26 protein-coding genes are annotated in these 22,378 nt (G+C 64.4%); 13 read left to right on the top strand and 13 right to left on the bottom strand.

What is annotated here, in order from left to right:
* Positions 1–14 precede the first annotated feature (14 nt).
* From IYX23_RS15100 to IYX23_RS15080, 5 genes are all read right to left on the bottom strand, one after another.
* Positions 15–644, bottom strand: coding sequence for a L,D-transpeptidase (locus IYX23_RS15100; protein ID WP_196393664.1), 630 nt, complete (start codon positions 642–644; stop codon positions 15–17).
* A gap of 204 nt (positions 645–848) precedes the next feature.
* Positions 849–2,435 carry a phosphoglycerate dehydrogenase gene (gene serA, locus IYX23_RS15095; RefSeq protein WP_196393665.1) on the bottom strand — a complete coding sequence of 529 codons (1,587 nt, stop codon included), beginning with the start codon at positions 2,433–2,435 and terminating at the stop codon, positions 849–851.
* Positions 2,436–2,487: 52 nt separating this feature from the next.
* The gene (locus IYX23_RS15090) at positions 2,488–2,889 is read right to left on the bottom strand and encodes a type II toxin-antitoxin system VapC family toxin (RefSeq protein WP_196393666.1); all 402 of its coding nucleotides are present in this window, start codon (positions 2,887–2,889) and stop codon (positions 2,488–2,490) included.
* Between the two features lie 2 nt (positions 2,890–2,891).
* Complete coding sequence (gene vapB / locus IYX23_RS15085; RefSeq protein WP_196393667.1) at positions 2,892–3,134, bottom strand: antitoxin; 243 nt, start codon at positions 3,132–3,134, stop codon at positions 2,892–2,894.
* A gap of 54 nt (positions 3,135–3,188) precedes the next feature.
* Complete coding sequence (locus IYX23_RS15080; protein ID WP_196393668.1) at positions 3,189–4,370, bottom strand: phosphoserine transaminase; 1,182 nt, start codon at positions 4,368–4,370, stop codon at positions 3,189–3,191.
* A gap of 207 nt (positions 4,371–4,577) precedes the next feature.
* On the opposite strand from IYX23_RS15080, the gene IYX23_RS15075 reads away from it, so the two are divergent.
* Entirely contained in the window at positions 4,578–4,892 is a 315-nt protein-coding gene (locus tag IYX23_RS15075; protein WP_348643671.1) for a DUF6156 family protein, read from the top strand.
* Positions 4,893–4,897: 5 nt separating this feature from the next.
* Here the strand turns inward: IYX23_RS15075 and IYX23_RS15070 are convergent, their stop codons facing one another.
* Positions 4,898–5,194, bottom strand: a complete 297-nt coding sequence (locus tag IYX23_RS15070; RefSeq protein ID WP_196393670.1) for a BolA family protein — start codon at positions 5,192–5,194, stop codon at positions 4,898–4,900.
* A gap of 86 nt (positions 5,195–5,280) precedes the next feature.
* Here IYX23_RS15070 and IYX23_RS15065 point away from each other — a divergent pair, with 86 nt between their 5' ends.
* From IYX23_RS15065 to IYX23_RS15035, 7 genes are all read left to right on the top strand, one after another.
* Positions 5,281–5,880, top strand: a complete 600-nt coding sequence (locus IYX23_RS15065) for a J domain-containing protein (RefSeq protein ID WP_196393671.1) — start codon at positions 5,281–5,283, stop codon at positions 5,878–5,880.
* Between the two features lie 142 nt (positions 5,881–6,022).
* Positions 6,023–6,973: a cobaltochelatase subunit CobS gene (cobS, locus tag IYX23_RS15060; RefSeq protein ID WP_192879556.1), complete on the top strand. Its 951-nt coding sequence runs from the start codon at positions 6,023–6,025 to the stop codon at positions 6,971–6,973.
* Positions 6,974–7,243: 270 nt separating this feature from the next.
* Positions 7,244–7,471, top strand: a complete 228-nt coding sequence (locus IYX23_RS15055; RefSeq protein ID WP_018406116.1) for a zinc ribbon domain-containing protein — start codon at positions 7,244–7,246, stop codon at positions 7,469–7,471.
* 63 nt (positions 7,472–7,534) lie between these two features.
* Positions 7,535–9,463, top strand: coding sequence for a cobaltochelatase subunit CobT (gene cobT, locus IYX23_RS15050; protein ID WP_196393672.1), 1,929 nt, complete (start codon positions 7,535–7,537; stop codon positions 9,461–9,463).
* A gap of 125 nt (positions 9,464–9,588) precedes the next feature.
* Positions 9,589–9,729 (top strand): hypothetical protein, encoded by a 141-nt coding sequence (locus IYX23_RS15045; protein WP_164479398.1) that lies wholly within the window; start codon positions 9,589–9,591, stop codon positions 9,727–9,729.
* A 49-nt stretch (positions 9,730–9,778) separates the two neighbouring features.
* Positions 9,779–10,999 (top strand): molybdopterin-dependent oxidoreductase, encoded by a 1,221-nt coding sequence (locus IYX23_RS15040; RefSeq protein ID WP_196393673.1) that lies wholly within the window; start codon positions 9,779–9,781, stop codon positions 10,997–10,999.
* 7 nt (positions 11,000–11,006) lie between these two features.
* A complete protein-coding gene (locus IYX23_RS15035) occupies positions 11,007–11,318 on the top strand; it encodes a cytochrome c (protein ID WP_196393674.1) in 312 nt (103 codons plus the stop codon).
* A 115-nt stretch (positions 11,319–11,433) separates the two neighbouring features.
* Here IYX23_RS15035 and IYX23_RS15030 read toward each other — a convergent pair whose 3' ends face one another.
* Both IYX23_RS15030 and IYX23_RS15025 read right to left on the bottom strand, forming a co-directional pair.
* On the bottom strand, positions 11,434–12,228 hold the full coding sequence (locus tag IYX23_RS15030; protein ID WP_196393675.1) for a quinoprotein dehydrogenase-associated SoxYZ-like carrier: 795 nt from the start codon (positions 12,226–12,228) through the stop codon (positions 11,434–11,436).
* A gap of 198 nt (positions 12,229–12,426) precedes the next feature.
* Complete coding sequence (locus IYX23_RS15025) at positions 12,427–13,350, bottom strand: quinoprotein relay system zinc metallohydrolase 2 (RefSeq protein WP_196393676.1); 924 nt, start codon at positions 13,348–13,350, stop codon at positions 12,427–12,429.
* A gap of 291 nt (positions 13,351–13,641) precedes the next feature.
* Here IYX23_RS15025 and xoxF5 point away from each other — a divergent pair, with 291 nt between their 5' ends.
* From xoxF5 to IYX23_RS15005, 4 genes are all read left to right on the top strand, one after another.
* Positions 13,642–15,450 (top strand): lanthanide-dependent methanol dehydrogenase XoxF5, encoded by a 1,809-nt coding sequence (gene xoxF5 / locus IYX23_RS15020; protein ID WP_196393677.1) that lies wholly within the window; start codon positions 13,642–13,644, stop codon positions 15,448–15,450.
* A gap of 148 nt (positions 15,451–15,598) precedes the next feature.
* Positions 15,599–16,066: a c-type cytochrome, methanol metabolism-related gene (locus IYX23_RS15015; RefSeq protein ID WP_196393746.1), complete on the top strand. Its 468-nt coding sequence runs from the start codon at positions 15,599–15,601 to the stop codon at positions 16,064–16,066.
* Between the two features lie 17 nt (positions 16,067–16,083).
* Positions 16,084–16,983, top strand: coding sequence for a substrate-binding domain-containing protein (locus tag IYX23_RS15010; RefSeq protein ID WP_196393678.1), 900 nt, complete (start codon positions 16,084–16,086; stop codon positions 16,981–16,983).
* On the top strand, positions 16,983–17,549 hold the full coding sequence (locus tag IYX23_RS15005; RefSeq protein WP_196393747.1) for a PQQ-dependent catabolism-associated CXXCW motif protein: 567 nt from the start codon (positions 16,983–16,985) through the stop codon (positions 17,547–17,549). The genes IYX23_RS15010 and IYX23_RS15005 overlap by 1 nt, the downstream gene beginning before the upstream one ends.
* Before the next feature lie 100 nt (positions 17,550–17,649).
* Here the strand turns inward: IYX23_RS15005 and IYX23_RS15000 are convergent, their stop codons facing one another.
* Positions 17,650–18,270, bottom strand: a complete 621-nt coding sequence (locus IYX23_RS15000; RefSeq protein WP_196393679.1) for a hypothetical protein — start codon at positions 18,268–18,270, stop codon at positions 17,650–17,652.
* Positions 18,271–18,315: 45 nt separating this feature from the next.
* Between IYX23_RS15000 and IYX23_RS14995 the strand changes: the two genes are divergently transcribed.
* On the top strand, positions 18,316–19,086 hold the full coding sequence (locus IYX23_RS14995; protein ID WP_196393680.1) for a HisA/HisF-related TIM barrel protein: 771 nt from the start codon (positions 18,316–18,318) through the stop codon (positions 19,084–19,086).
* Here the strand turns inward: IYX23_RS14995 and fae (IYX23_RS14990) are convergent.
* From fae (IYX23_RS14990) to IYX23_RS14975, 4 genes are all read right to left on the bottom strand, one after another.
* The gene (gene fae / locus IYX23_RS14990) at positions 19,055–19,624 is read right to left on the bottom strand and encodes a formaldehyde-activating enzyme (RefSeq protein ID WP_018406102.1); all 570 of its coding nucleotides are present in this window, start codon (positions 19,622–19,624) and stop codon (positions 19,055–19,057) included. The genes IYX23_RS14995 and fae (IYX23_RS14990) overlap by 32 nt on opposite strands.
* Before the next feature lie 260 nt (positions 19,625–19,884).
* Positions 19,885–20,394: a formaldehyde-activating enzyme gene (gene fae / locus IYX23_RS14985; protein ID WP_018406101.1), complete on the bottom strand. Its 510-nt coding sequence runs from the start codon at positions 20,392–20,394 to the stop codon at positions 19,885–19,887.
* Positions 20,395–20,531: 137 nt separating this feature from the next.
* On the bottom strand, positions 20,532–21,407 hold the full coding sequence (locus IYX23_RS14980; RefSeq protein WP_196393681.1) for a triphosphoribosyl-dephospho-CoA synthase: 876 nt from the start codon (positions 21,405–21,407) through the stop codon (positions 20,532–20,534).
* Position 21,408: 1 nt separating this feature from the next.
* Entirely contained in the window at positions 21,409–22,368 is a 960-nt protein-coding gene (locus IYX23_RS14975; RefSeq protein ID WP_348643670.1) for a RimK family alpha-L-glutamate ligase, read from the bottom strand.
* Positions 22,369–22,378 lie beyond the last annotated feature (10 nt).

Here is a 22,378-nt window from a genome sequence, read left to right as displayed (position 1 = left end):
TAGCAGTAAAAAATTTACCGCGTCACGACCACGCGGGTGCCGACCTTGACGCGGTTGTAGAGGTCGACCACGTCGTCATTGGTCATCCGGATGCAGCCGGACGACACGGCCTGTCCAATGGTCCAGGGCTCGTTGGAGCCGTGGATGCGGTACAGCGTGCCGGAGAGATACATGGCGCGCGCGCCGAGCGGATTGTTGAGGCCGCCCTCCATGTGCCGCGGCAGGTCGGGGCGGCGACGCAGCATTTGCGCCGGCGGCGTCCAATCGGGCCACTCGCGCTTGTGGGCGACGAAGCGGGTGCCGGCCCATTCGAAGCCCGGGCGGCCGACGCCGACCCCGTAGCGGATCGCCTGGCCATTGCCGAGCACATAATAGAGTCGACGTTCATTGGTGGCGATGATCACCGTGCCGGGCGCATATCTGGCGTCGAAGGCGACGGTCTCGCGCGGAACGGCGACCGCCTGCGGGCGGCCGTCGCTGGTTTGCGGGGCGAAGGAGCCGCCGCCGAATAGCGCGGTGAAAGGGTCGACGACGGGCGCCGGCGCCGGCGCTGGCTGCGGCGCAGGGCTGCGCGCGGATGCCGGAGACGAAAGGGCGCCGAGCGCGCCGAATGCGCAAATCAGTGCAAGAGCAAGACGCCGCATGATTTTCCCTTGTCCAAGTGTGGGCTGACGTCGCGCCGATCCGAATTCGCGACGTAGACGCGCTGATGATTAGTCCCGCAGGCCGCTCGCGCAAGCAAGCGGGCGGACGCGCGAAACTCAGGACAAGCCGCGTTTCTTCCCGGATAGTTGCAGACTTGCAACACTGCCGCCGCGCGCCGACGGATTATCAACAAAGAGCGTTATTCAGAATTTAAGCGTCGTCGCCTGTTTCACGCCGGGCAGGCTTTTCAGGGCGGTGAGCGCCTGCGGCGGCAGTTCGCCGTCGATCGCGACGAGCGCGACCGCGCCGCCGCCGGGCCTGTCGCGGCCGAGCGCGAACGTGGCGATATTGACCTCGGCCTCGCCGAGCACGCCGGCGAATCTGCCAATGAATCCAGGCCTGTCTTCATTCGTCAGATAGATCATCGACGGCGCGAATTCGGCGTCGACGCCGATGTCGCCGATGCCGACAATACGCGGCTTGCCGTCGTGGAAAACCGTACCCGAAACGCAAATTTCGCCCTGCGCGGTATGCGCGCTGAGCGTGACAAGCGATTCATAGTCGCCTTGCGCCTCGCGGGTGATCTCCTCAATGGCCAGGCCGCGCTCCTTGGCGAGGATCGGCGCCGACACCGGATTGACGTCTTCGAGAATGGGGCGAAGCAGCCCCGAAATCGCAGCCGCCGAGATCGGCCGCGTCTTCTGCAACGCGACGGCGCCTTCGTAGACGATCGACAATGTGTCGACGCCGGCGACGGCGACCTGACCCACGAAGAGACCGAGCTTTTCGGCGAGCTCGACGAAGGGCTTCAGCCGAGGCGCCTCTTCGGCGCTGATCGAGGGGAAATTCACGGCGTTGGCGATCGCGCCTCTGGTGAGATAATCCGCCATCTGCTCGGCGATCTGCAGCGCGACCTTTTCCTGCGCCTCGCTCGTCGAAGCGCCGAGGTGCGGCGTGCAGACGACGTGCGGATGCCCGAACAATGGGTTTTCGTTCGCCGGCTCCTGCGCAAACACGTCGAAGGCGGCGCCGGCGACATGGCCGTCGTCGAGGGCCTTGCGCAGCGCGTCTTCGTCGACCAGCCCGCCGCGCGCGCAATTGATGATGCGCACGCCCTTGCATGTCTTGGCGAGGTTTTCCGCCGAGAGGATATTCTTCGTCTGCGGCGTGAGCGGCGTATGCAAGGTGATGAAGTCGGCTCTCGCCAAGAGTTCGTCGAGGTCTACTTTTTCGACGCCAAGCTCACTGGCGCGCTCTTGGGTGAGGTAAGGATCGAAGGCGATCACGCGCATCTTCAGGCCGAGCGCGCGTTCGGCGACATTCGCGCCGACATTGCCGCAGCCGACGACGCCAAGCGTCTTGCCGGTGATCTCGACGCCCATGAAGCGGTTCTTTTCCCATTTGCCGGCCTGGGTCGAGGCGTCGGCGGCGGGAATTTCGCGAGCCAAGGCGAACATCAGCGCGATCGCGTGTTCGGCGGTGGTGATGGAATTGCCAAAGGGCGTGTTCATGACGATGACGCCGCGCGCGGTGGCGGCGGCGACATCGACATTGTCGACGCCGATGCCGGCGCGGCCGACGACCTTGAGCCGCGGCGCCCGCGCAAAGATGTCGGCGGTCACCTTCGTCGCCGAACGGATCGCGAGTCCGTCATAGTCGGCGATCGCGGCGGCAAGCTTGTCCTTGTCTTTTCCCAGCGTCGGTTCGAAATCGACCTCCAGTCCGCGCAGGCGGAAAATCTGTGCGGCGGCCGGCGAAAGGGAGTCTGAGATGAGAACGCGCGGCGGCATGGAAATACTCGCGGTAAGAGGATGCATCTCAGGAGTAGATCGCACTTGGGGGTTAGCCTGCGTTGGTCCAATCCTGGATTTTTAATCCGTCGACGCGACAAAATTCCTTAACATTGGCCGTAACGAGGACCAATCCGCGTCCGAGCGCCTGGGCGGCAATCAGGAGATCGTAAGGACCGATCGGAACGCCCTTGGCGCGCAGCTTTGCACGAATCTCGCCAGCGACGATTGAATCTTCGAGATCGAAGGGCAAAACCTCGAACCGCAGCGCGCGCAAACGAGCGAGGTTGGCTTCAACCCGCCCGCTCTTGTATGCGCCAAAATACAATTCATGTGTGACGACCGACGAGAGGCATATGTCCGCTGGCCGATGTTGGCGCAGGCGCAACGCCAGGGACGAGTTGTCGCCCTTTAGAATTGCGATCACCCCATTGGCATCAAGGAGAAAACGCACGCTTAGAAAAGTTTATCGAGTAGCGGACGCTCCTGCATCGGCGGCTGCTCGCGACCCTCTTCCATGAAGTCCTCGGACATGGTTCCGATGATCGCATCGAGCCAGGACCAATCTTTCGGAATAGGTTCGAGGATAATTGAGTCCCCGCGCCGACTGATCCGCACCTCATCGGCCTCGATGCGATAGTCTTTAGGCAAACGGACAGCTTGCGAGCGCCCCGACCAAAAAACCTTGGCTTTATCCACGCGCCCCTCCTGATATATCTTAAACGAATATATCACGCCAAGGGCGTGATCAACTCACCCCGCTTGCGCGGCGTCGGCGCAAGCTTGCGCATAGGCCCAGTCGAGCCATTCGGTCAGCAGCGCCACGTCGGCGGTTTCCACCGTCGCGCCGCACCAGATGCGAAAGCCCGGCGGCGCGTCGCGATAGGCGCCAAAATCATAGCCCGCGCCCTCCTGTTCAATCATCGCGACCATCTTCTTGGCGAGCGTCGCCTGCGCGTCGGCGTCTGTCGCGGCGCTCTCCGCGGAGAAGATGAGGCAGACGCTGGTGTTGGAGCGGGTGGCGGGGTCCTTGGCGAGGAAGTCGACCCAGGGCGTCTTTCCAATCCAGTCGCCAACCGCCTGCGCATTGGCGTTCGAGCGCGCAAACAGCGCCTCAAGCCCGCCGATCGATTGCGCCCAGGAAAGCGCGTCGAGATAATCTTCGACCGCGAGAAGCGAGGGCGTGTTGATCGTCTCGCCCTGGAAAATCCCTTCGTTCAGCTTTCCTTTTTTGGTCAGCCGGAAAATCTTCGGCATCGGCCAAGGCGGCGCATAGCTCTCGAGCCGCTCGACCGCGCGCGGCGAGAGAATCAGCATGCCATGCGCGGCCTCGCCGCCGAGAACCTTTTGCCAGCTGTAGGTCGTCACATCGAGCTTGGCGAAGTCGAGCGGCTGCGCGAAGGCCGCCGACGTCGCGTCGCAAATCGTCAGGCCCTTGCGATCCGCCGCAATGAAGTCGGCGTTGGGCGCGCGCACGCCCGACGTCGTCCCGTTCCAGGCGAAGACGACGTCATTGTCGAAGTCGATCTGCGACAGATCGGGCAATTCGCCATACGGCGCGGCGAGGCTTCGCGCCTTTTCGATCTTCAACTGGTTCAGGACATCATTGACCCAGTCTTTCGAGAAGCTCTCCCAAGCGACGACATCGACGCTCCTGGGGCCGAGAAGCGACCAGAGCGCGATCTCCACGGCGCCGGTGTCGGAGGCCGGCACGATGCCGATGCGGTAATCGGCGGGAACACGCAGAATCTCCCGCGTCAGCGCGATGGCCTGCGCCAGCTTCTGTTTGCCCGCCTTCGAGCGGTGGGAACGTCCGAGCGCCGCCCCGGCGAGATTGCTAAGCGCCCATCCCGGGCGCTTGGCGCAGGGGCCGGAAGAAAAGCTGGGATTAGCCGGCTTGGCGGCGGGTTTCGCCATTTTGTCGGCGGCGGCCATGATGCAGCCCTCTCCATTGCGGCGCGGCGCCGCCGCTGTCCGCGCTACGCGCTGCCCCGCCGACCGTCAAGAGCCGCTGGCTTCAGTCGCGCACTCTGGGAGCCATGTCGGGGAGCCATGTCGGGGAGCCATGAGGTTGGCGTGATTTTCTCGTACCAGCTTGCGCGGCGTCGCTTAAAGAAACGCCGGGGACCGGGGAGAGCGATGATGTCGGAGATTAATGAAGCGCCTAATGAAGAAGAATGCCGGTATTTTCTTTCCTATTCCGGGGTTCGGTTGCCATTGAAGCTCCTGGGGCCGCTCGAGGCGAGCGAGCTTAAGAACCGCAATACGTATTTTCGCGCGACTTATGACGCCGAGGGCAGGATCATCAGTTGCGAGAAGCTCGTTTATGGCGAAGTGGAGCTGCGCCACGATTACGCCTATGACGCCGGCGGCGCGCTGGCGCGCGCCCGCATCGCCATGGGCGAGGACGTTTCCGAGATTGACTGCGGCGCTGACGGCGGCCCGCTGCGCAGTTGACGGCCTTAGACGGGCGCGGCTTCGTGCGGAGTTTTGGCGCTGATCGCCAGAGCGTGAACGCGGTCGGCCAACTCGTCGGAGAGAAGCGCATTGACGAGACGGTGCCGCTCGATCAAGCTCTTGCCCTCGAAAGCCGCGCTCACCACCTCCACTCTGAAGTGGGTTTCGCCGTCGGGATGGTGATGCCCGTGCCCCGCGTGGCTGTGCGATTCGTCGATCACGTTGAGCGCCGCTGGCGCAAGGGCTTTGGTGAGTTTCTGTGCGATGCGCGTCTTGACGACGCCTTTACCCTGATCCGTCATGTTTATCTCCGGTTCGATCGCCGATTTAGCACATTGGCGCTTGGTTGCGCTTGCGGCGCGCTGCGGCGCCATCATAATGGAATGAAATGGACCTGAATTCGCCCCTCTTCGACCGCATCCGAACCAAGCGTCAACCGCGCGAAACTCGGCGCGAGACCGTGACGCGGTGCGATTCTCCCGGCTGTGAGGCGGAGGGCGTCCACCGCGCGCCGATGGGCCGGCTGCGTGAGGGGCAGTATCTCTGCTTCTGCCTCGAACATGTCCGGGAATACAACGCCACATACAATTATTTCAACGGCATGGATGACGCTTCGGTCGCCCGCTACATGAAGGATGCGACGGTCGGGCACCGCCCGACCTGGTCCATGGGGACGAAGCGCGGACAGGCGGGCTTTCGCGAGGACACGATGACGGCGGCCGATCCGCTTGGCGTCTATCGCCAGCGCTTCCGCCGTCCGCACCCCGCCGCCGCCCAGCGCGCGCCGCAACATTCGCCCGTGACGATCAGGGCGTTCGTCGCCATGGGGCTTGAGGAGACGGCGGACGCCGTGGCGATCCGCGCGCGCTACAAAGAGCTCGTCAAGCGCCATCATCCCGACGCCAATGGCGGCGACCGCTCCCGCGAGGAAAAATTGCGGGAAATCATCCATGCCTATAAGACGCTGAGGGCCGCTCGCCTGGTCTGAGCGCTCGTCGCGCGCGCGAAGCTTTCCGCGGCGGCGCAGACATATTCGGCGCAATCATGCGGGGACGAAACGGTCCGCGCAAGGAGGACGCATTTTGGTCGCTGCAGAATACGCCGCAACGGGCCTTGACGGCACGCCGGACATGAAGATCTCGGTGCGCCAGGTGTTCGGAATCGACTCCGATATGGAGGTTCCCGCCTTTTCCGAGCGCAACGAACATGTGCCGGACCTCGACCCGGACTACCTCTTCGATCGGCAGACGACGCTCGCCATTCTCGCCGGCTTCGCCAGGAATCGGCGCGTGATGGTGACCGGCTATCACGGCACGGGAAAGTCGACGCATATCGAGCAGGTGGCGGCGCGGCTCAACTGGCCTTTCGTGCGCGTCAATCTCGACAGCCACATCTCGCGCATCGACCTCGTCGGCAAGGACGCCATCGTCCTGAAGGACGGCAAGCAGGTCACCGAGTTTCGCGACGGCATCCTGCCTTGGGCGGTGCAGCACTGCGTGGCTTTGTGTTTCGACGAATATGACGCCGGGCGGCCCGACGTGATGTTCGTGATCCAGCGCGTGCTTGAAGTCTCCGGCCGCCTGACGCTGCTCGATCAGAACCGCGTCATCCGGCCGCATCCGGCGTTCCGCCTGTTCGCGACCGCCAACACCGTCGGGCTCGGCGACACGTCGGGCCTCTACCACGGCACGCAGCAGATCAACCAGGCGCAGATGGACCGCTGGTCGATCGTCGCGACGCTGAATTATCTGCCGCATGACGCAGAGACGAACATCGTCCTCGCCAAGGCGAAATCCTATGGCGCCACGAAGGAAGGCCGCGACATCGCCAATAAGATGGTGCGGGTGGCCGACCTCACCCGCAACGCTTTCATGGCCGGCGACCTTTCGACGGTGATGAGTCCCCGCACCGTGATCACTTGGGCCGAGAACGCCGAGATTTTCGGCGACATCGGCTTCGCCTTCCGGATGACCTTTTTGAACAAATGCGACGAACTCGAGCGTCCGCTCGTCGCCGAATTCTATCAGCGCTGCTTCGGCAAGGAGCTGCCGGAAAGCGCCGTGAATGTGGTGATGACATAGAGAAGCGTTGCTTGGCCCCCTGCCTCCCCCGCTGAAGCGGGAGAGGGGGCCGGCGGGCGTTACGCGCAATCTCTTGTAAAATGCGCAATCTTCTCCCTCTCCCGCGAAGCGGGGTGGGGCATGACGCGCTCAACCGAGTAGCCGCTTGGTTGGAAACGCCGCCGCCAATCGCGACAGGCGCACCGACACCTCGCGAGCGCGTAGCACGAGCCTCACATGCGGAACGAAAATTGCTCGCGTAGAGGCGAATGCATATGACGCGAGGGGTTCATGCCGCTTTACGCCTATGTCTGCGACGCCTGCGCGGCGGAATTCGAACTGCTGGTGCGCGGATCGGACGTTCCAGCCTGTCCCGCCTGTGGAAGCGAGAAATTGCAACAGCAGGTTTCCCGCATCTCCAAGGAAATCAAATATCCCGCGATCGCGAAATCCTGGCGTCGGCGCGCCGCGGCGGAGGGCGATCTGTCGAACTTCAGCAAGGCCGAACGCAAATTGTAAGCTTTCCGCCAATACGGCGTTTCGACTTGCGGCTCCCCCTGGCCACGCGCATATAGTTCCGTTATGCCGCCAGCACCGACAAACCGACGGCCCGCCTCGCCCAAAGAGCCGCCGCAGGAGCCGTTCAAGCGCGCCGTCGCCGGCGCCATGCGCGCCATGGCGCGTTCGCCCGCGCTCGAAGTGAATTTCGCCCCGGAGCGACCCTCGCTCATCGCCGGGGCCGATGGGGCGAAGGCGCGGCTGACGGAGCCGCCGCGCAAGCTGAACGTGAAGGACGCCGCGATTCTGCGCGGCCAGGCGGATTCTCTGGCGCTGCGCCTCGCCTGTCACGACGACGCTCTGCATCGGCGCTATGCGCCGGAACCGGCGGCCGCCCGCGCCGCCTTTGACGCCTTGGAGCAGGCGCGCTGCGAGTCGATCGGCGCAATGCGGATGCCCGGCGTCGCGGCGAATATCAGCGCGATGCTCGACGACCGCTATCAGCGCAGCCACGCCGATGAAATCTCAGGCCGCGACGACGCGCCGCTCGAAGACGCGCTGGCGCTGCTCGCGCGCCAACGCGTGACCGGACTCAATCCGCCGCAGCACGCGCAAAAAATCGTCGAGCTGTGGCGCGACACCGTCGAAGAGCGCGCCGGCGCAGATCTTGACCGACTGTCCGGGGCGGTGGAGGACCAGAAGCTTTTCGCCCAGATCGTGCGCGAGCTGCTTTCGCATCTCGATATGGCGAGCGGCGAAGCGCCCGACGAGACGAACGCCGACGAGGAAAGCGAGGATGCGCCGCAAAATCCCGACCAGAGCGAGAGCGACGATCGGGACGACGAAGAGTCCAAGAGCGCCGCCGAGATGGATACGGCGCTCGCGGCCGAAGACGCCCAGCAGGAAGGCGAAAGCGACTCCGCGGAAGCGCCCTATGGCGAGACCGAGCGAGAGGCCGACGCCGGAGACGCCGAAGAGGCCGCCGAGGCGCTTCACCCGGCGACGAACGCCGCCGAGCGCGCCGGCGCCGATTATCACGCCTACACCACCCGCTTCGACGAGATCATTCGCGCCGAGGAGCTCTGCGACGTCGAGGAGCTCGACCGGCTGCGGGCCTATCTGGACAAGCAGCTGCTGCATCTCTCCTCGGTCGTGGGACGGCTCGCGAATCGGCTGCAGCGCCGGCTGATGGCGCAGCAGAGCCGTTCCTGGGAGTTCGACCTCGAGGAGGGCATGCTCGACCCCGCGCGACTGCCGCGGATCATCATCGACCCCCAGCAGCCGCTGTCTTTCAAGCGCGAAAAGGACATGGACTTTCGCGACACGGTGGTGACGCTGCTTCTGGATAATTCCGGCTCGATGCGCGGACGCCCGATCACGGTCGCGGCCACCTGCGCCGACATTCTGGCGCGCACGCTGGAGCGCTGCGGCGTCAAGGTCGAGATCCTCGGCTTCACCACCCGCGCCTGGAAGGGCGGCCAGTCTCGCGAGGCCTGGATCGCCGAAGGGAAGGCGGCCAATCCCGGACGCCTCAACGACATCCGCCACATCATCTATAAGGCCGCCGACGCGCCCTGGCGCCGCGCCAGACGCAACCTCGGCCTGATGATGCGGGAAGGGCTGTTGAAGGAGAATATCGACGGCGAGGCCCTCGATTGGGCGCATCGCCGATTGCTCGCGCGTTCCGAGCAGCGGCGCATCCTGATGATGATCTCGGACGGCGCGCCGGTCGACGATTCGACGCTTTCGGTTAACGCCGGCAACTATCTCGAACGGCACCTGCGCCAAATCATCCACGAGATCGAGAGCAAGTCGCCGGTCGAACTCATCGCCATCGGCATCGGCCATGACGTCACCCGCTACTACCGCCGCGCGGTGACGATCGTCGACGCCGAGGAGTTGGGCGGCGCCATGACTGAAAAACTCGCCGAACTGTTCAGCGAAAGCGCCGCGCCCGCGCCGCCGCCGACCCAGCGCCGCACCCGGTCGCCGGTCGCCGCCGCGCGTCGGTGACAGAGCCGGCGCTTCAGCTTTTTTAACGATGCTGCAACGATTCGCCGCCTCGCGCGTTTCTATGCGGGCGCGTCTTTAGCTGAGCCAAAGGCAGCGGCCCCGTGTGGAATTGTAAGGGGATCGTGATGGCGTTCATCAACTGGCAGGACAAGGCGGCTCCGAGAGAAGCGAGCGAAACGGCGCGGTTTTTGTGCGTTACCAGCGTTCTCGCGCTTGCGACGCTGCCGTTCGCGCTATGCGCGGCGCTGACGATTTGGGGCTCCTGACGGTCTAGCCGCGCAGTCGCTGCAAGGCGACCGGCCGCGAGCGGCGTGAATGATGCCCCGAGTCACGAGCAGGCGATCATTTCTGCGAGGCGCAAGCCTTGGCCTCGCAGCGTTGTCCTCTTTTGACGGACGGGGCGCGTATTCGGCGGAAGGCGCGCGACTGGGATTCGCCAATGGCGACCGGCCCCTCGTGCGCTACCCCGGAAAGCGGGCGCTGATCGAGCAGACCGTCAGGCCGCCTCAGCTCGAAACGCCTTTTTCCGTTTACGACGAAGGCGTGTTGACGCCGAACGACGCCTTTTTCGTTCGCTATCACCTCGCCGGCGTTCCGCTCAGCATTGATCCGGAAGCCTTTCGCCTCGAGATGCGGGGCCATGTCGAGACGCCGCTGTCGCTCTCGCTTGCAGCGCTGAAGCGCGACTTCGAGCCGGTTGAGATCGTCGCCGTCAATCAATGTTCGGGCAACAGCCGCGGCTTCGTCGAGCCGCGCGTCGGCGGCGGACAGTTTGGCCATGGCGCGATGGGCAACGCCCGCTGGCGCGGCGTCGCGCTCAAAACGCTGCTTGAAAAGGCCGGCCCGAAGCCGGGGGCTCAGTCCGTCGCCTTCAACGGACTCGATTCTCCAGTGGCGCCGGAGACGCCGGATTTCGTCAAGGCGCTCGACCTCGGCCACGCCGGCGATGGCGAGGTGATGCTCGCTTACGCCATGAATGGCGAAGACCTGCCATGGCTCAACGGCTTTCCGTTGCGGCTGGTGGTTCCCGGCTGTTACGGGACCTATTGGGTGAAGCACCTCAACGACATCGAGGTGCTCGACAGCGATTTTAGCGGCTTCTGGATGTCGAGCGCCTATCGTATCCCCGACAATGACTGCGCCTGCGTCACGCCCGGCGCGCCGAAGGGGGCGACTCGTCCGATCAAGCGCCTCACAGTTCGCAGTTTTATTACGCGGCCGGCCGACGACGGGAAAGTCGCGGCGCATGTCGCCTTCGAGGTCAGGGGCATCGCCTTCGACGGCGGCCATGGGATCGAAGCCGTGCTGCTCTCAGCCGATGACGGCGCGAGCTGGACCGCGGCTCGGCTCGGCGAGGATCTCGGCCGATATTCCTTCCGCGAATGGCGGACAGAGCTGTCGCTGCGGCCCGGCGTGCATCATTTGAAATCCCGCGCCGTCAATCGCGCCGGACAGTCGCAGCCCTTGGCGCCCTTATGGAATCACGCCGGCTATATGCGGCACGTGGTGGAGACGGTTCGGATAGAGGCGGTCTAACGAAAACATGCCGCGCTTTCGCAAAACGCTCATCCTGATGGCGACGGCCGCGTCACTCGCGCCGGCGCTCTGCGCCGCCGAGACGCTGACCTATTCGCTGCCGGAAGAGACGGCGACGCTGCGCCCCGGACCGGGCCAGGAAACCGCCCAGAGCAATTGCGCCGTCTGTCACTCCGTCGACTATATCGAGCGTCAGCCGCCGAAGATGGGCCGCGCGTTCTGGGAAGGCGTCGTGAAGAAGATGGTCGCGTCCTATCATGCGCAGATCGACGAGCCCGACGCCGCCGCGATCGTCGATTATCTCGCCGCGACCTATTGAGCGCCGCCTTGAGCAGGTACCGAAAAAGTTGACAGACTTTTTCGATGAGAACCTGCTCCAATGATTTTGAGCGATTCCTTATCGATCACATTGTTCGATGTGATCGGGAAGCGCTCTATGACGCTTCGCCGATCGGCCATTCGCCCTTGTAGACGCCGCCCTTGTTGTCATGAGCTTCGACGCGGATCGTCTTCGCGCCATTCGGCGCATAGGTGAAGCGGAAGGTCGGGTCTTCCGAGAGCGAGATGCCGCCTTCCATCTTGAAGATCGGCGTCTCGCCCTGAAAGACTTCGACAGAGTCGATGAAATGCGCCGGCAGATAGGCGCGCGAGACCGGGTCCATCTGCATGCCGGAGGCGTTGGGATGGCGGATCATGATCTGCGCCTCGCGTTTTGCCGGATCGGCGCTCTTGAACTCGCGATACCTCATCTTGCCGATATTGGCGACCGCCTCGTCCTGATCCTTGACCGCCGGCGCCGAACAGCCGCCCGAGGCTTTGACGAATTTCGCGTCGGCGCGAAGCTTGCCGTCGCCCGTTTCCGCCACCGCGTGGACGTTGGAGTAGGAATTGACCCGCACGCGGGTCTCAATGAAGCCGACGCCGGACTTGTCGCCGAGCGTGAAGGCCGCGGCCATCGGCATCGGGTTCTGGTCGATGACCAGCGTCGCCACCTTGATCTGCGAGGGATCGGCGAAGCGCATGGTCATCGGCACAATCGCCGCGTCCTCGGCCCGCGCCGGCGCGTCGAGCGCGATAACGCCGTCGGCCGCCGCGATCGGGCGGCTGTGAAAGATGTCGACGACAAGTTCGGGCCAGGGATCGGGCGCGGTTTGGGCGAGGGCCGCGGTCGCAAAGAGAGCGAAGAGGGCGCCGGCGGCGGAACGGGCTGCTGTGTTCATATCCGGCATCCTCCAAACAAGTCCGTCATTGCGAGCGTAGCGGAGCAATCCATTGAAAGGCGCCCGGCTCTGGATTGCTGCGTCGGTTTCTTGCGAAGTCGGGTATACCCGACTTCGAATAAAGCTCCTCGCAATGACGGCAGGAGCGCTGATCTACTGGCAAGAATAAGCGCGAACCACGCTCGCCGTCACGTGACAAAGTCATGCTCACGGCCCCTCCCACTCCAGCTCGGCGAATCCCGCCGTGGCGTTGCGGGCGTTGTAATCGTCGAAGAGCCGCCATTTCTCCCGCTCCTCGGTCCCGGCGGTTTTCGCGGCGGCGGCGACGCCCTCGCCCTTCTTGATCGCGGCCCGCAGGTCAGCGGTCAGCCGCATCAGATAGGCGCGCTGGTCTTCGAGCGCCTTCGGCCAGGGCGCGGGGAGGGGGCCATGCCCGGCGACGACCTGCGTCGCCTTGATCGCCGCGAGCCTCTCGGCGACGTCGAGAAAGCCGAGGAGGCTGCCGTCGACGACCGGCACATGCTGGAGAAAGAGCAGATCGCCGGAGAAGAGCACGCCGCTTTTCGGATCGAGAATGGTCAGATCGCATTCGCTATGCGCCGTGCGCCACGCCTGCAGCACGATCTCGCGATGGCCGAGATCGAGCGTCAGCGTCTGGTCGACGGTCAGCGTCGGGGGCACGATCGTCACGCCGTCGAGCGCGTCGCCCATCTGCGCGCGGAAGGCCGAAAGATAATGCGGGCCACGGGCGGCGAGTGCGCGCGGCAGATTTTTATGCCCGACGAAGGTCGCGCCGGTCTCGACGAAGGCGCCATTGCCGAAGGTGTGGTCGGGATGGGCGTGGGTGTTGATGACGTAGCGAATGGGCTTTCGCGTCTTTTCGCGCAGCGCCGCGAGGAAGGCGCGGCCTTCGACCAGGCTGCCGCCGGTATCGATCACCGCGACCGCTTCGTCCCCGACGATGGCGCCGAGATTGGCGATGTCGCCCGCATTTTCCCGGGTCATGAGGGAAGTTTCGCCCTGATGCGCGAAAACGCCGGGGGCGATTTCACTTAAGGAGAAGGCGCGGGCGGGGGTCGCGGCGATAAGCGGCGCCAGCGCCGCGACAAGCGCCAGTAAGCGACGCAACATGTTGTTAGCCTTGACTGTTTCATGGGCAGGCCGATGCGCTGCATCGCACGGCGACGCCATTGTTTTTTGCGATTGCGATTCAAGAGCTAGCGACATATTATCCCGCCGTTTCCGAGTTAAAAGATGTCTTCCGGACGGGAACCGGGAGCTTCTCGCCGCTGGCGGACGTTTTGTCCCGCCGGCATGAGACATAAACGGAAATCGCCTTCCCAATGTCGAGGCGCCTAGGAGGCACGACGTCGGCGGCGGCGCATAAAAATGCGCCCCGGGCGTCGTCAGGAGGAAAAGCTCATGCATAAACTGTTGTTGTCGACTTCGGTGGCCGTACTCGCGCTCGCCGGTGCGGCGAAGGCCGACGATTTGCAGACCCTGCAGAAAGACCCCAAGCAGTGGGTGATGCCGACGGGTGATTACGCCAACCTGCGCCATTCCGCTCTTAAGCAGATCACGACCGAGAACGTCGGCAAGCTCGCGCCGGCATGGCAGTTCTCCACCGGCGTTCTGCGCGGCCATGAAGGCGCGCCGCTCGTCATCGGCGACGTCATGTATCTGCATACGCCGTTCCCCAACAACGTCTATGCGCTCGACCTGAAGGATCCGGACCACAAGATCCTCTGGAAGTATGAGCCCAAGCAAGATCCGTCGGTCGTGCCGGTGATGTGCTGCGACACGGTCAACCGCGGTCTCGCCTATGGCGACGGCAAGATTTTCCTGGCGCAGGCCGACACCACGCTCGTCGCGCTCGACGCCAAGTCCGGCAAGCTCCTTTGGTCGGTCAAGAACGGCGATCCCTCCAAGGGCCAGACCTCGACCGCGGCGCCGCATGTCTTCAAGGACAAGGTGTTCGTGGGCATCGCCGGCGGCGAATTCGGCGTGCGCGGCCACATCACGGCGTATGACGTGAAGACCGGCCAGCAGGTGTGGCGCGGCTATTCCATGGGCCCCGACGCCGACACGCTGATCGAGCCGGGCAAGACCACCCATCTTGGCAAGCCGGTCGAGAAGGACTCAGGGATCACGACCTGGGAAGGCGAGCAGTGGAAGATCGGCGGCGGCACCACCTGGGGCTGGTACAGCTATGATCCGGACCTGAATCTCGTCTACTACGGCTCGGGCAATCCCTCGACCTGGAACCCCTCGCAGCGTCCGGGCGACAACCGCTGGTCGATGACGATCTGGGCGCGCGACCTGGACACCGGCAAGGCGAAGTGGGTTTACCAGATGACGCCCCACGACGAGTGGGACTATGACGGCATCAACGAGATGATTCTCGCCGACCAGGACATGGGCGGCCAGAAGCGCAAGACTCTCGTCCACTTCGATCGTAACGGCTTCGCCTACACGCTGGACCGCACCAACGGCGAGCTGCTCGTCGCCGAAAAATATGATCCGGCGGTGAACTGGGCGAGCAAGGTCGACATGGACAAGTCGTCCAAGACCTATGGCCGTCCGCTGGTCGTCGACAAATATTCGACGCAGCACAACGGCGAAGACGTCAACACGCAATATGTCTGCCCGGCGGCCCTTGGCTCCAAGGACCAGCAGCCGGCGACCTATGACGCGGCGACGGGCCTGTTCCTGGTCCCGACCAACCACGTCTGCATGGACTATGAGCCCTTCCGCGTGAGCTACACGGCGGGCCAGCCCTACGTCGGCGCGACGCTGGAAATGTTCCCGGCGGGCAAGGACAAGGGCGAGACCCACACCGGCAACTTCATCGCCTGGGACGCCAAGACCGGCAAGATCGTCTGGTCCAATAAGGAGCAGTTCTCGGTTTGGGGCGGCGCGACGTCGACGGACGGCGGCGTCACCTTCTACGGCACGCTCGAGGGCTATCTGAAGGCTGTCGACACCAAGACCGGCAAGGAGCTCTATAAGTACAAGACTCCGTCGGGAATCATCGGCAACGTCACCACCTATGAGTCCGGCGGCAAGCAGTATGTCGCGGTGCTCTCGGGCGTTGGCGGCTGGGCCGGCATCGGCTTGGCGGCTGGCCTCTCAAAGAGCAACGAGGGACTCGGCGCCGTGGGCAACTACGCGTCGCTGGCCAACTATACGGCTCTTGGCGGCGTCTTGACTGTCTTCGCTCTGCCGAACTAAGCGAGACGCGAAGCAATTAAAAGCCGGCGCTCGGCGCACCGTCAAGGTGCCGCCGAGCGTCGGCGTTTACACAGTGTGGGAAGAAAAGAGACCAAGGAGAGAGGTAATGAGATCGTCGCTTGCCGGAGCGTTAGCTCTGGGCGTCATCATGTGCGTGGGAAGCTCCGCAATGGCCGACGCGCCGGGAGACCCCAAGGCCGTCAAATCGACCGACGGCAAATATTTCGACGCCAAAGGCGACCCCACCTTCAACGTCGGCCCCGACGGCAAGGTGGACTGGTACACCTTCTCCGGCTATCGCCGCTATCACGCGGAATGCCACGTCTGCCACGGCCCCAATGGCGGCGGCTCGACCTATGCGCCGGCGCTCAAGGATTCGGTGAAGCGGTTCGACTATGCCGAATTCGCCGGCATCGTCATCGGCGGCCGCCAGAACGGCAACAGCGTTATGCCGGCCTTCGCCGAAAACAAGAACGCCTCCTGCTACATCGACGATCTCTACGTCTATCTGCGCGCCCTCTCGACCGGCGCCATCGAGCCCGGCCGTCCGGGGAAGAAGGAAGACCGCCCGGAGGCCTTCGCCAAGGCCGAGACCGAGTGCATGAATCAGAAGTAAGAGCGTCATACGATCGCATGATCCGCTTCACGCATCGGCGCGGTTTTTCCGCGCTGCTCTCGACGGGCTGGGCCGCCGCAATCCTCTTTGTGGCGGCCCCCGCCTCGGCGCAGCATATGGGGCCCGACGCCGGCGCCAAGGGCGACGATAATCAGGGTTCGATCGAACTCGTCGATCCCAAGACGTTGCGCGTGTGCGCCGATCCGAACAATCTTCCCTTTTCCAACGACAAGGGCGAAGGCTTCGAGAACAGGATCGCCGAACTCCTGGCGAAGAAGCTCGGCAAGGATCTCGCCTATACCTATTATCCGGGCGCCACGGGCTTTGTGCGCAATACGCTTAACGCGCATCTTTGCGACGTCATCCTCGGCATGCCGCAGGGCAATGACCTCGTGCAGACCACCAATCCCTATTACCGGACGACCTACGCCATCGTGACCCGGGCGGGCTCGGAGCTTGACGGCGTCAAGGCGCTCGACGATCCCCGTTTGAAGGAAAAGCCGCGTCGCATCGGCCTTGTCGCCAACACGCCGCCCGGCAATGTTCTGGCGATGAATGGTCTGATGGCGTCGGTGAAGCCCTATGCGCTGATGGTCGACACGCGCGTCGAATCCTCCGGCGCGGCGATGATGCATGATCTCGAAAAGGGCGAGATTGACGTGGCGCTGCTGTGGGGGCCGATCGCCGGCTACTACGCCAAACATTCGAGCGAGAAGCTGAATGTGACGCCGCTGCCGGAGACGCCTGGCGCCCGCATGGCCTTCCGCATCGGTTTCGGGGTTCGCCATTCCGATCAGAACTGGAAGCGCGAACTCAATACGCTGATCGCCCAAAACAAGATCGAGCTGGAGCGCATTCTTCGCGATTATGGAGTCCCGTTGCTCGACGAGTCGGGACATGCGATCACGGTTCCATGATGAGTTCGGCGAAACATTTGGCTCGCGGCGTTCTCGCGCTCTGCGCGGCGGTCGCGCTTTGCGCCGCGTCGGCTAGCGCCCAAACGCCGCCGGAGCCGGAAGGCTACCGCCTCGACAATTATCACGCGCCGACGCCGGCGACGCTCAAGGGCGCGACCGTCCTCGACACCCCGCAGGCGTTTGACCTGTGGAGCGGCAAGAAAGCGGTTTTCATCGACGCGCTTTCGCGGCCGCCAAAGCCGGAAGGCCTGCCGAAGAATGCGGTTTGGCGCGATCCGAAGCGCTTCGACATTCCCGGCAGCATCTGGCTTCCCGACACCGGCTTTGGCGAACTCTCCGAGCCGATGGCGCGCTATTTCGAGCAAGGCGTGGCGCGCGCAAGCGGCGGCGACAAATCGAAGCCGCTCGTCTTCTATTGCCGCACCAATTGCTGGGCGTCCTGGAACGCCGCGAAACGCGCGCTCACCCTCGGTTATACGCATGTGCTGTGGTATCCGCCCGGCGCCGACGCCTGGGAGCAGGCCGGCCATCCGCTCGAGGAGCGCCAGCCCGAGCCGCGCGAGTAGGGCGCCTCGCAGCCGTCATTGCGAGCGCAGCGAAGCAATCCAGATTGGCGCGGATTTTTTGGATTGCTTTGTCGCTACGCTCCTCGCAATGAGGGAGCTTTCACTCCATCGCCTGCTGGATGGCGCGCGCGAGCGCGCCGAAACGCTGCTCGATCAGCGCCGGGCTCTCGCACACATAGCCGACCATTCGCCGCTGCTCCTCGAAGAGCCGCAGCCGCCACTGCACGGCTTCGCTCGCCTTTTTGATCGCTTCGGGGTCCGGCGGCTTTTGATCCTGCAGGTCGCGCAGCGTCTGCGTCTCCTGGCGCGCCGTCTCCGCCATGGCTTTTAGGCGCCGGCCAAAACGATCGAGGCCGTTGACCAGCTCGCGCCGCTCGTCATTCATGCGCTCATAGACGCCGGCGAACAGCGTCGTCAGGCGCTCCTTGCGCTTGTCGCCCGCCGATTTGGCGAATTGCGCGATAAGCGTCTCCGCTTCGTCGATCTGCGTGCGTCGCTGCGCGAGGCGCGTGACGAGATCGGCGATCGCCGCATCATCGCGCCAATGTTTCATAGCGGCGTCGAGCGGCGGACCGGCCCAGACGCCCCCGACCGCGAGCTCGGGCACGCGCACCTGTCGGCACGGCCAATCCGGCTGGCTTTGTTGGGGCGGCGCCTGCGCCGCAGCGGCGTCGGCGAAAACGAGCAAAAAAAGCGCAAGAAGCAGGCTACGATGAATCATGAGGCTCGCCGGACGTCGCAGGATCGCGACGCGCTATAATGCCCCATGCAGATCATCCCCGTCATCGATATTCGCAGCGGCGCGGTCATGCGCGCCCGCGCCGGCGACCGCGACAGCTACAAGCCAATCTCTACGCGTCTTGCGTCGACAAGCGCGCCCGCCGATGTCGTCGCCGGTTTCCTGACGCTTCATCCATTTGAAAAAATCTATATCGCCGATCTCGACGCGATCGAGGGACGCGGCGACAATCGCCACGAGATCGGCGCATTGACCGAACGCTTCCCTGCGCTGCGCTTCATGGTCGACGCCGGCGCCGCGTCCTGCGACCGGCGCAGCGCAGCGCGCGTCGAGCGCGTCATCGGCAGCGAATCTTTGTCCGACAGTGACTCCCTGCATGTCGCCAAGAATGACCCCAATGTCGTTCTCTCGCTTGATTTTCGCGACGAGTTTTTTTTGGGTCCCGATGCGCTCGACCAATGCCCCAGGCTGTGGCCGCGTCGGGTCATCGTCATGACGCTCACGCGCGTCGGCGTCGGCGCGGGTCCCGATTTTGCGCGGGTTTCGCAGATCATCGCGCGTGCGGGCGATCGGCGCGTTTTTGCCGCCGGCGGCGTTCGCGGCGCGGGCGATCTTGAACGGCTTGAGGCGATCGGCGCCGCTGGCGCGCTTGTCGCGACGGCGCTGCACGATGGCGCTCTGACGCGCGCCGACCTCGACCGTTTTGCGTCGGCGCACAAAAAAAAAGGGAGCCCTGAGGCTCCCTTGGCAAGCGAACCGCCAAAGCTCAGTTGGCGGCGAAAGGATGTTTCGCGGTGACGCGGGCCGACAACACGCTGCGCGCGCTCGGATCGCCTTTCATCGCGCGGGCGATGGCTTCCTTCGTCGCCGTGTAGTTGAAGTCCTGAATCTTCTGATCGTCGTTGGCGTCCCAATGGATGAACACGCCGACGCAAATGAAGAGATCATCCGCCTGGCTCATCGGAATGACGCCCTCGGCGAGGCTGTCGGCGACCGCTTTGGCGACGCCATATTGCGCCGGGCCGAACATCTGAACCGCCTGTTTGGCGTTCTTGATGGTCACCTTGTTGAACATCATCGTATAGGGCTTCACCAACAGGTTCGGCGCGACGACCGCGAGCAGCGTCGTGAAGCCGTCCTTGTTGTTGACGAGGCCGTTGGCGAAGGCCTTCTCCGCGGCGGAGCCGCGCGGACCCATGATCAGGTCGATGTGCGCGACCTCATTGCCGTCGCCGACGAGCGATTCGCCGACGCTGGTCTTGCCGGTGCTCGACGTGAAGCCGGATGACGGCTTCGGAAAAAGCGCGCCCAGTATTTTCTCAAAGAACGAAGCCATAATCCATCCCTTCCGGTGCGTTCGCGTCCCTGCGGCGTCTTCGACTTTGCGCGCGCGGAATGCCCCTATTGCTCGTTGCGTCTCCCCTCAGGGAAGACGAAATTTCTGCTGGCGGCCGCCCCCGCGCGCCAGACTCTAGAACTCTGCGGCGTCATCATTTTGCAGCGTCGATGCTTGGCCGCTTGAGCGGCGGCGTCGGTCGGCTGCGAGCGCGGCGGCGGGGAGCGTTCCGCTCCCCGCTGCGCATGTTCCTACGTGGTTCAGTTCGGCGCGAAGGGGTGCTTGGCTTCGTTGCGCTTGGCGACGACTTCCGAAGCCTTCGGCTCGCCCTTGACGGCGCGCGCGATCGCTTCCTTCGTCGCGGTATAGTTGTAGTCCTGGATCTTCTTGTCGTCCGAAGCGTCCCAATGAATGAACACGCCGACCGCAATGAAGATGTCGTCGGCTTCGTCGACCGGGATCACGCCCTCGGCGACCGAATCCGCAACGGCCTTGGCGACGCCATGCTGCGCCGGGCCAAACATCTGCACCGCCTGCTTGGCGCCCTTGATCGTCACCTTGTTGAAGAGGATCGTGTTGGGCTTGCACAGCAGGTTCGGCGCGACGACCGCGAGCAGCGTCGTGAAGCCGTCCTTGTTGTTGACGAGCGCATTGGCGAAGGCGAGTTCGGCCGCCGAGCCGCGCGGCCCCATGATCAGGTCGATATGCGCAACTTCATTGCCGTCGCCGACAAGCGACTCGCCGACCAGCATTTTGTTGATTAAAGCCATGTGTTCCTCCCAGAATTCCTCATGATCGCGCGCGCCATTCGGCCCCGAGCGACTCTATCCCCTCTTCGGCGCCGAGCGAAAAAGCCCGATCCGACCGGTGGTCAGATAGCCGCGAGTCCATCCCGCGCGCGGCGGACTCAACCATTTTTGCGCGGCCTTGCCAAGATGGCCCCAAGATAATCGGCGAAAAGAACCGCGACGGTCAGATCGGCGCTCGTGCCGGGATTCAACCCGCGCTGCTTCAGCGCGCGATCGAAGTCCAACGCCAGTTCGAATGCCGCCGCGCGGCCTTTGGCGCTCTTGAGACTCTTTGTAAAAGGCGCCGCCTCGCCGCGGACCGCCTCGGCGGCGGCGAGGCCATGCTTGCGCGCAATATGGCTATCCGGAAAAGCGGCGAGAAAGGCCGCATAGACGGCGAGCGTCGCGAGCGCCGCATCGGCGCTTCGCGCGCGCGCCTCCGCGAGGGTCTCAAGGCCAAGGTCGAAAATATCGGCGAAGCCATTGGCGTATTGCCAGGCGATGCGGTCGCGGTCGGCGGCGGCCCGCATCGCTCCGAGGAGAGTCGTTTGCGCCGGCGCATGGACGTCATGCTGCGGCGCATCTCCAAGCCCCGCCGGCCGCGCATGGGCGATGGCGCGAAAGGCGGCGTCCGCGTCGTTGATGTCGAGCGCCTGCAGCACGCGCCCGGTCTCCTCGCGCAGATCGACGCTTTGCGCGGTCGCGGCGGCTTGCGCCAGCGGCGCGCAGAGCAGCACGATGCCGAGATTGGTGTTTTGCCCGACGCGCGCCCGCGTCGCCTCGATCGCCCCGGCGATGCGCGCGCCGACGCTCGATTGCGCCGCGGCGAGAAAAGGCGCGGCGGACTCGGCGCTGGCGAGGAAATCCGCCGTGGTCATGCCATGGCCGTCGGCGAAGACATGGACGTTGCCAGGCTTGGGCGCCTGCAGCTCCGCCTCGCAGGCGGCGATGAAGGCGGTCGCGATCTCCTGCGGGTCGGCCGCGAAATTCGCCACGTCAGGCGCGAAGTCGCGCGCGCGTCATCTGCGCAAGCGCGTCGGCGGCGACTCTGTCGGCGATCGAGAAGGGCGTCACCCGCTGCAGTCCGCTCCAGCCCGCCATGCTGTTGACTTCAAGTATAAGCGGCGCGCCGCGCTCATCATTGATGATGTCCACCCCGGCGAAGTCGACGCCGAGCGCCGCGGCCGCGGCGAGCGCGATCTCCGCTTCCCGTTCTGATGGCTCGACGGCGAGCGGCTTTGCGCCCTGCCGCACATTGGTGATCCAATGGCTCGAGCGCCGGCGCATGGCGGCGATGGTTTCGCCGCCCGAGACGAGAATGCGCATGTCTTCGAAGGGCGGCCGCGCCGGGCCGACGAAGCGCTGGAGATAAAACACGCCGCGCGCGTCCTGTAGCGACGGCAGATCGCTTTCGTCTTCGATCAATCGCAGGCCCCAGCCCTGCGCCCCGAAGAGCGGCTTCAACACGAGCGGGCCTTTGGCGCATTCGCGCCGCGCAATGGCGCGCGCCTGCGCGAGAGTCTGCGCGGCGAAAGTCTGCGGCGTCGGCAGTCCGGCCTGCGCCAGAAGAAAGCTCGCCATGGATTTATCGGTGCAGCGTTCGATCGCGCGCGCGCTGTTGACGACAGGGACGCCAAGCGCCTCTAGGGCGTGCAGGACCCCGAGCCGCATGGTGATCGCTTCGAGCGAGCCGTCGCCGATGGCGCGAACGATGGCGAGATCGGGCAGGTCGCGAAATCCGGGCATGATGAGGCCCTGGGCGCGGCCCGTCTCGATCTTGCAGGCGGAGAGCCTTACGGCGACGGCCGTTGCGCGCTGCCTGCGCAAGGCGCGGAGCGTGCGGATCACATGCCAGTCGAGCTTGTCGGTGAAGACCGCCACGCGCGGCGGCGGCCCTCCATCCTCATGCGGAGGAGCGGTAGGGTCGGATCTATCGAGCAGGTCGAACGCAGTCACAAAACGCCCC

Source organism: Methylocystis sp. L43 (genome assembly GCF_015709525.1).
In the GTDB taxonomy this organism is placed as follows: domain Bacteria; phylum Pseudomonadota; class Alphaproteobacteria; order Rhizobiales; family Beijerinckiaceae; genus Methylocystis.
Note: the sequence above shows the minus strand (reverse complement) of the source record. Positions and strands in the feature narration are given on the sequence as shown.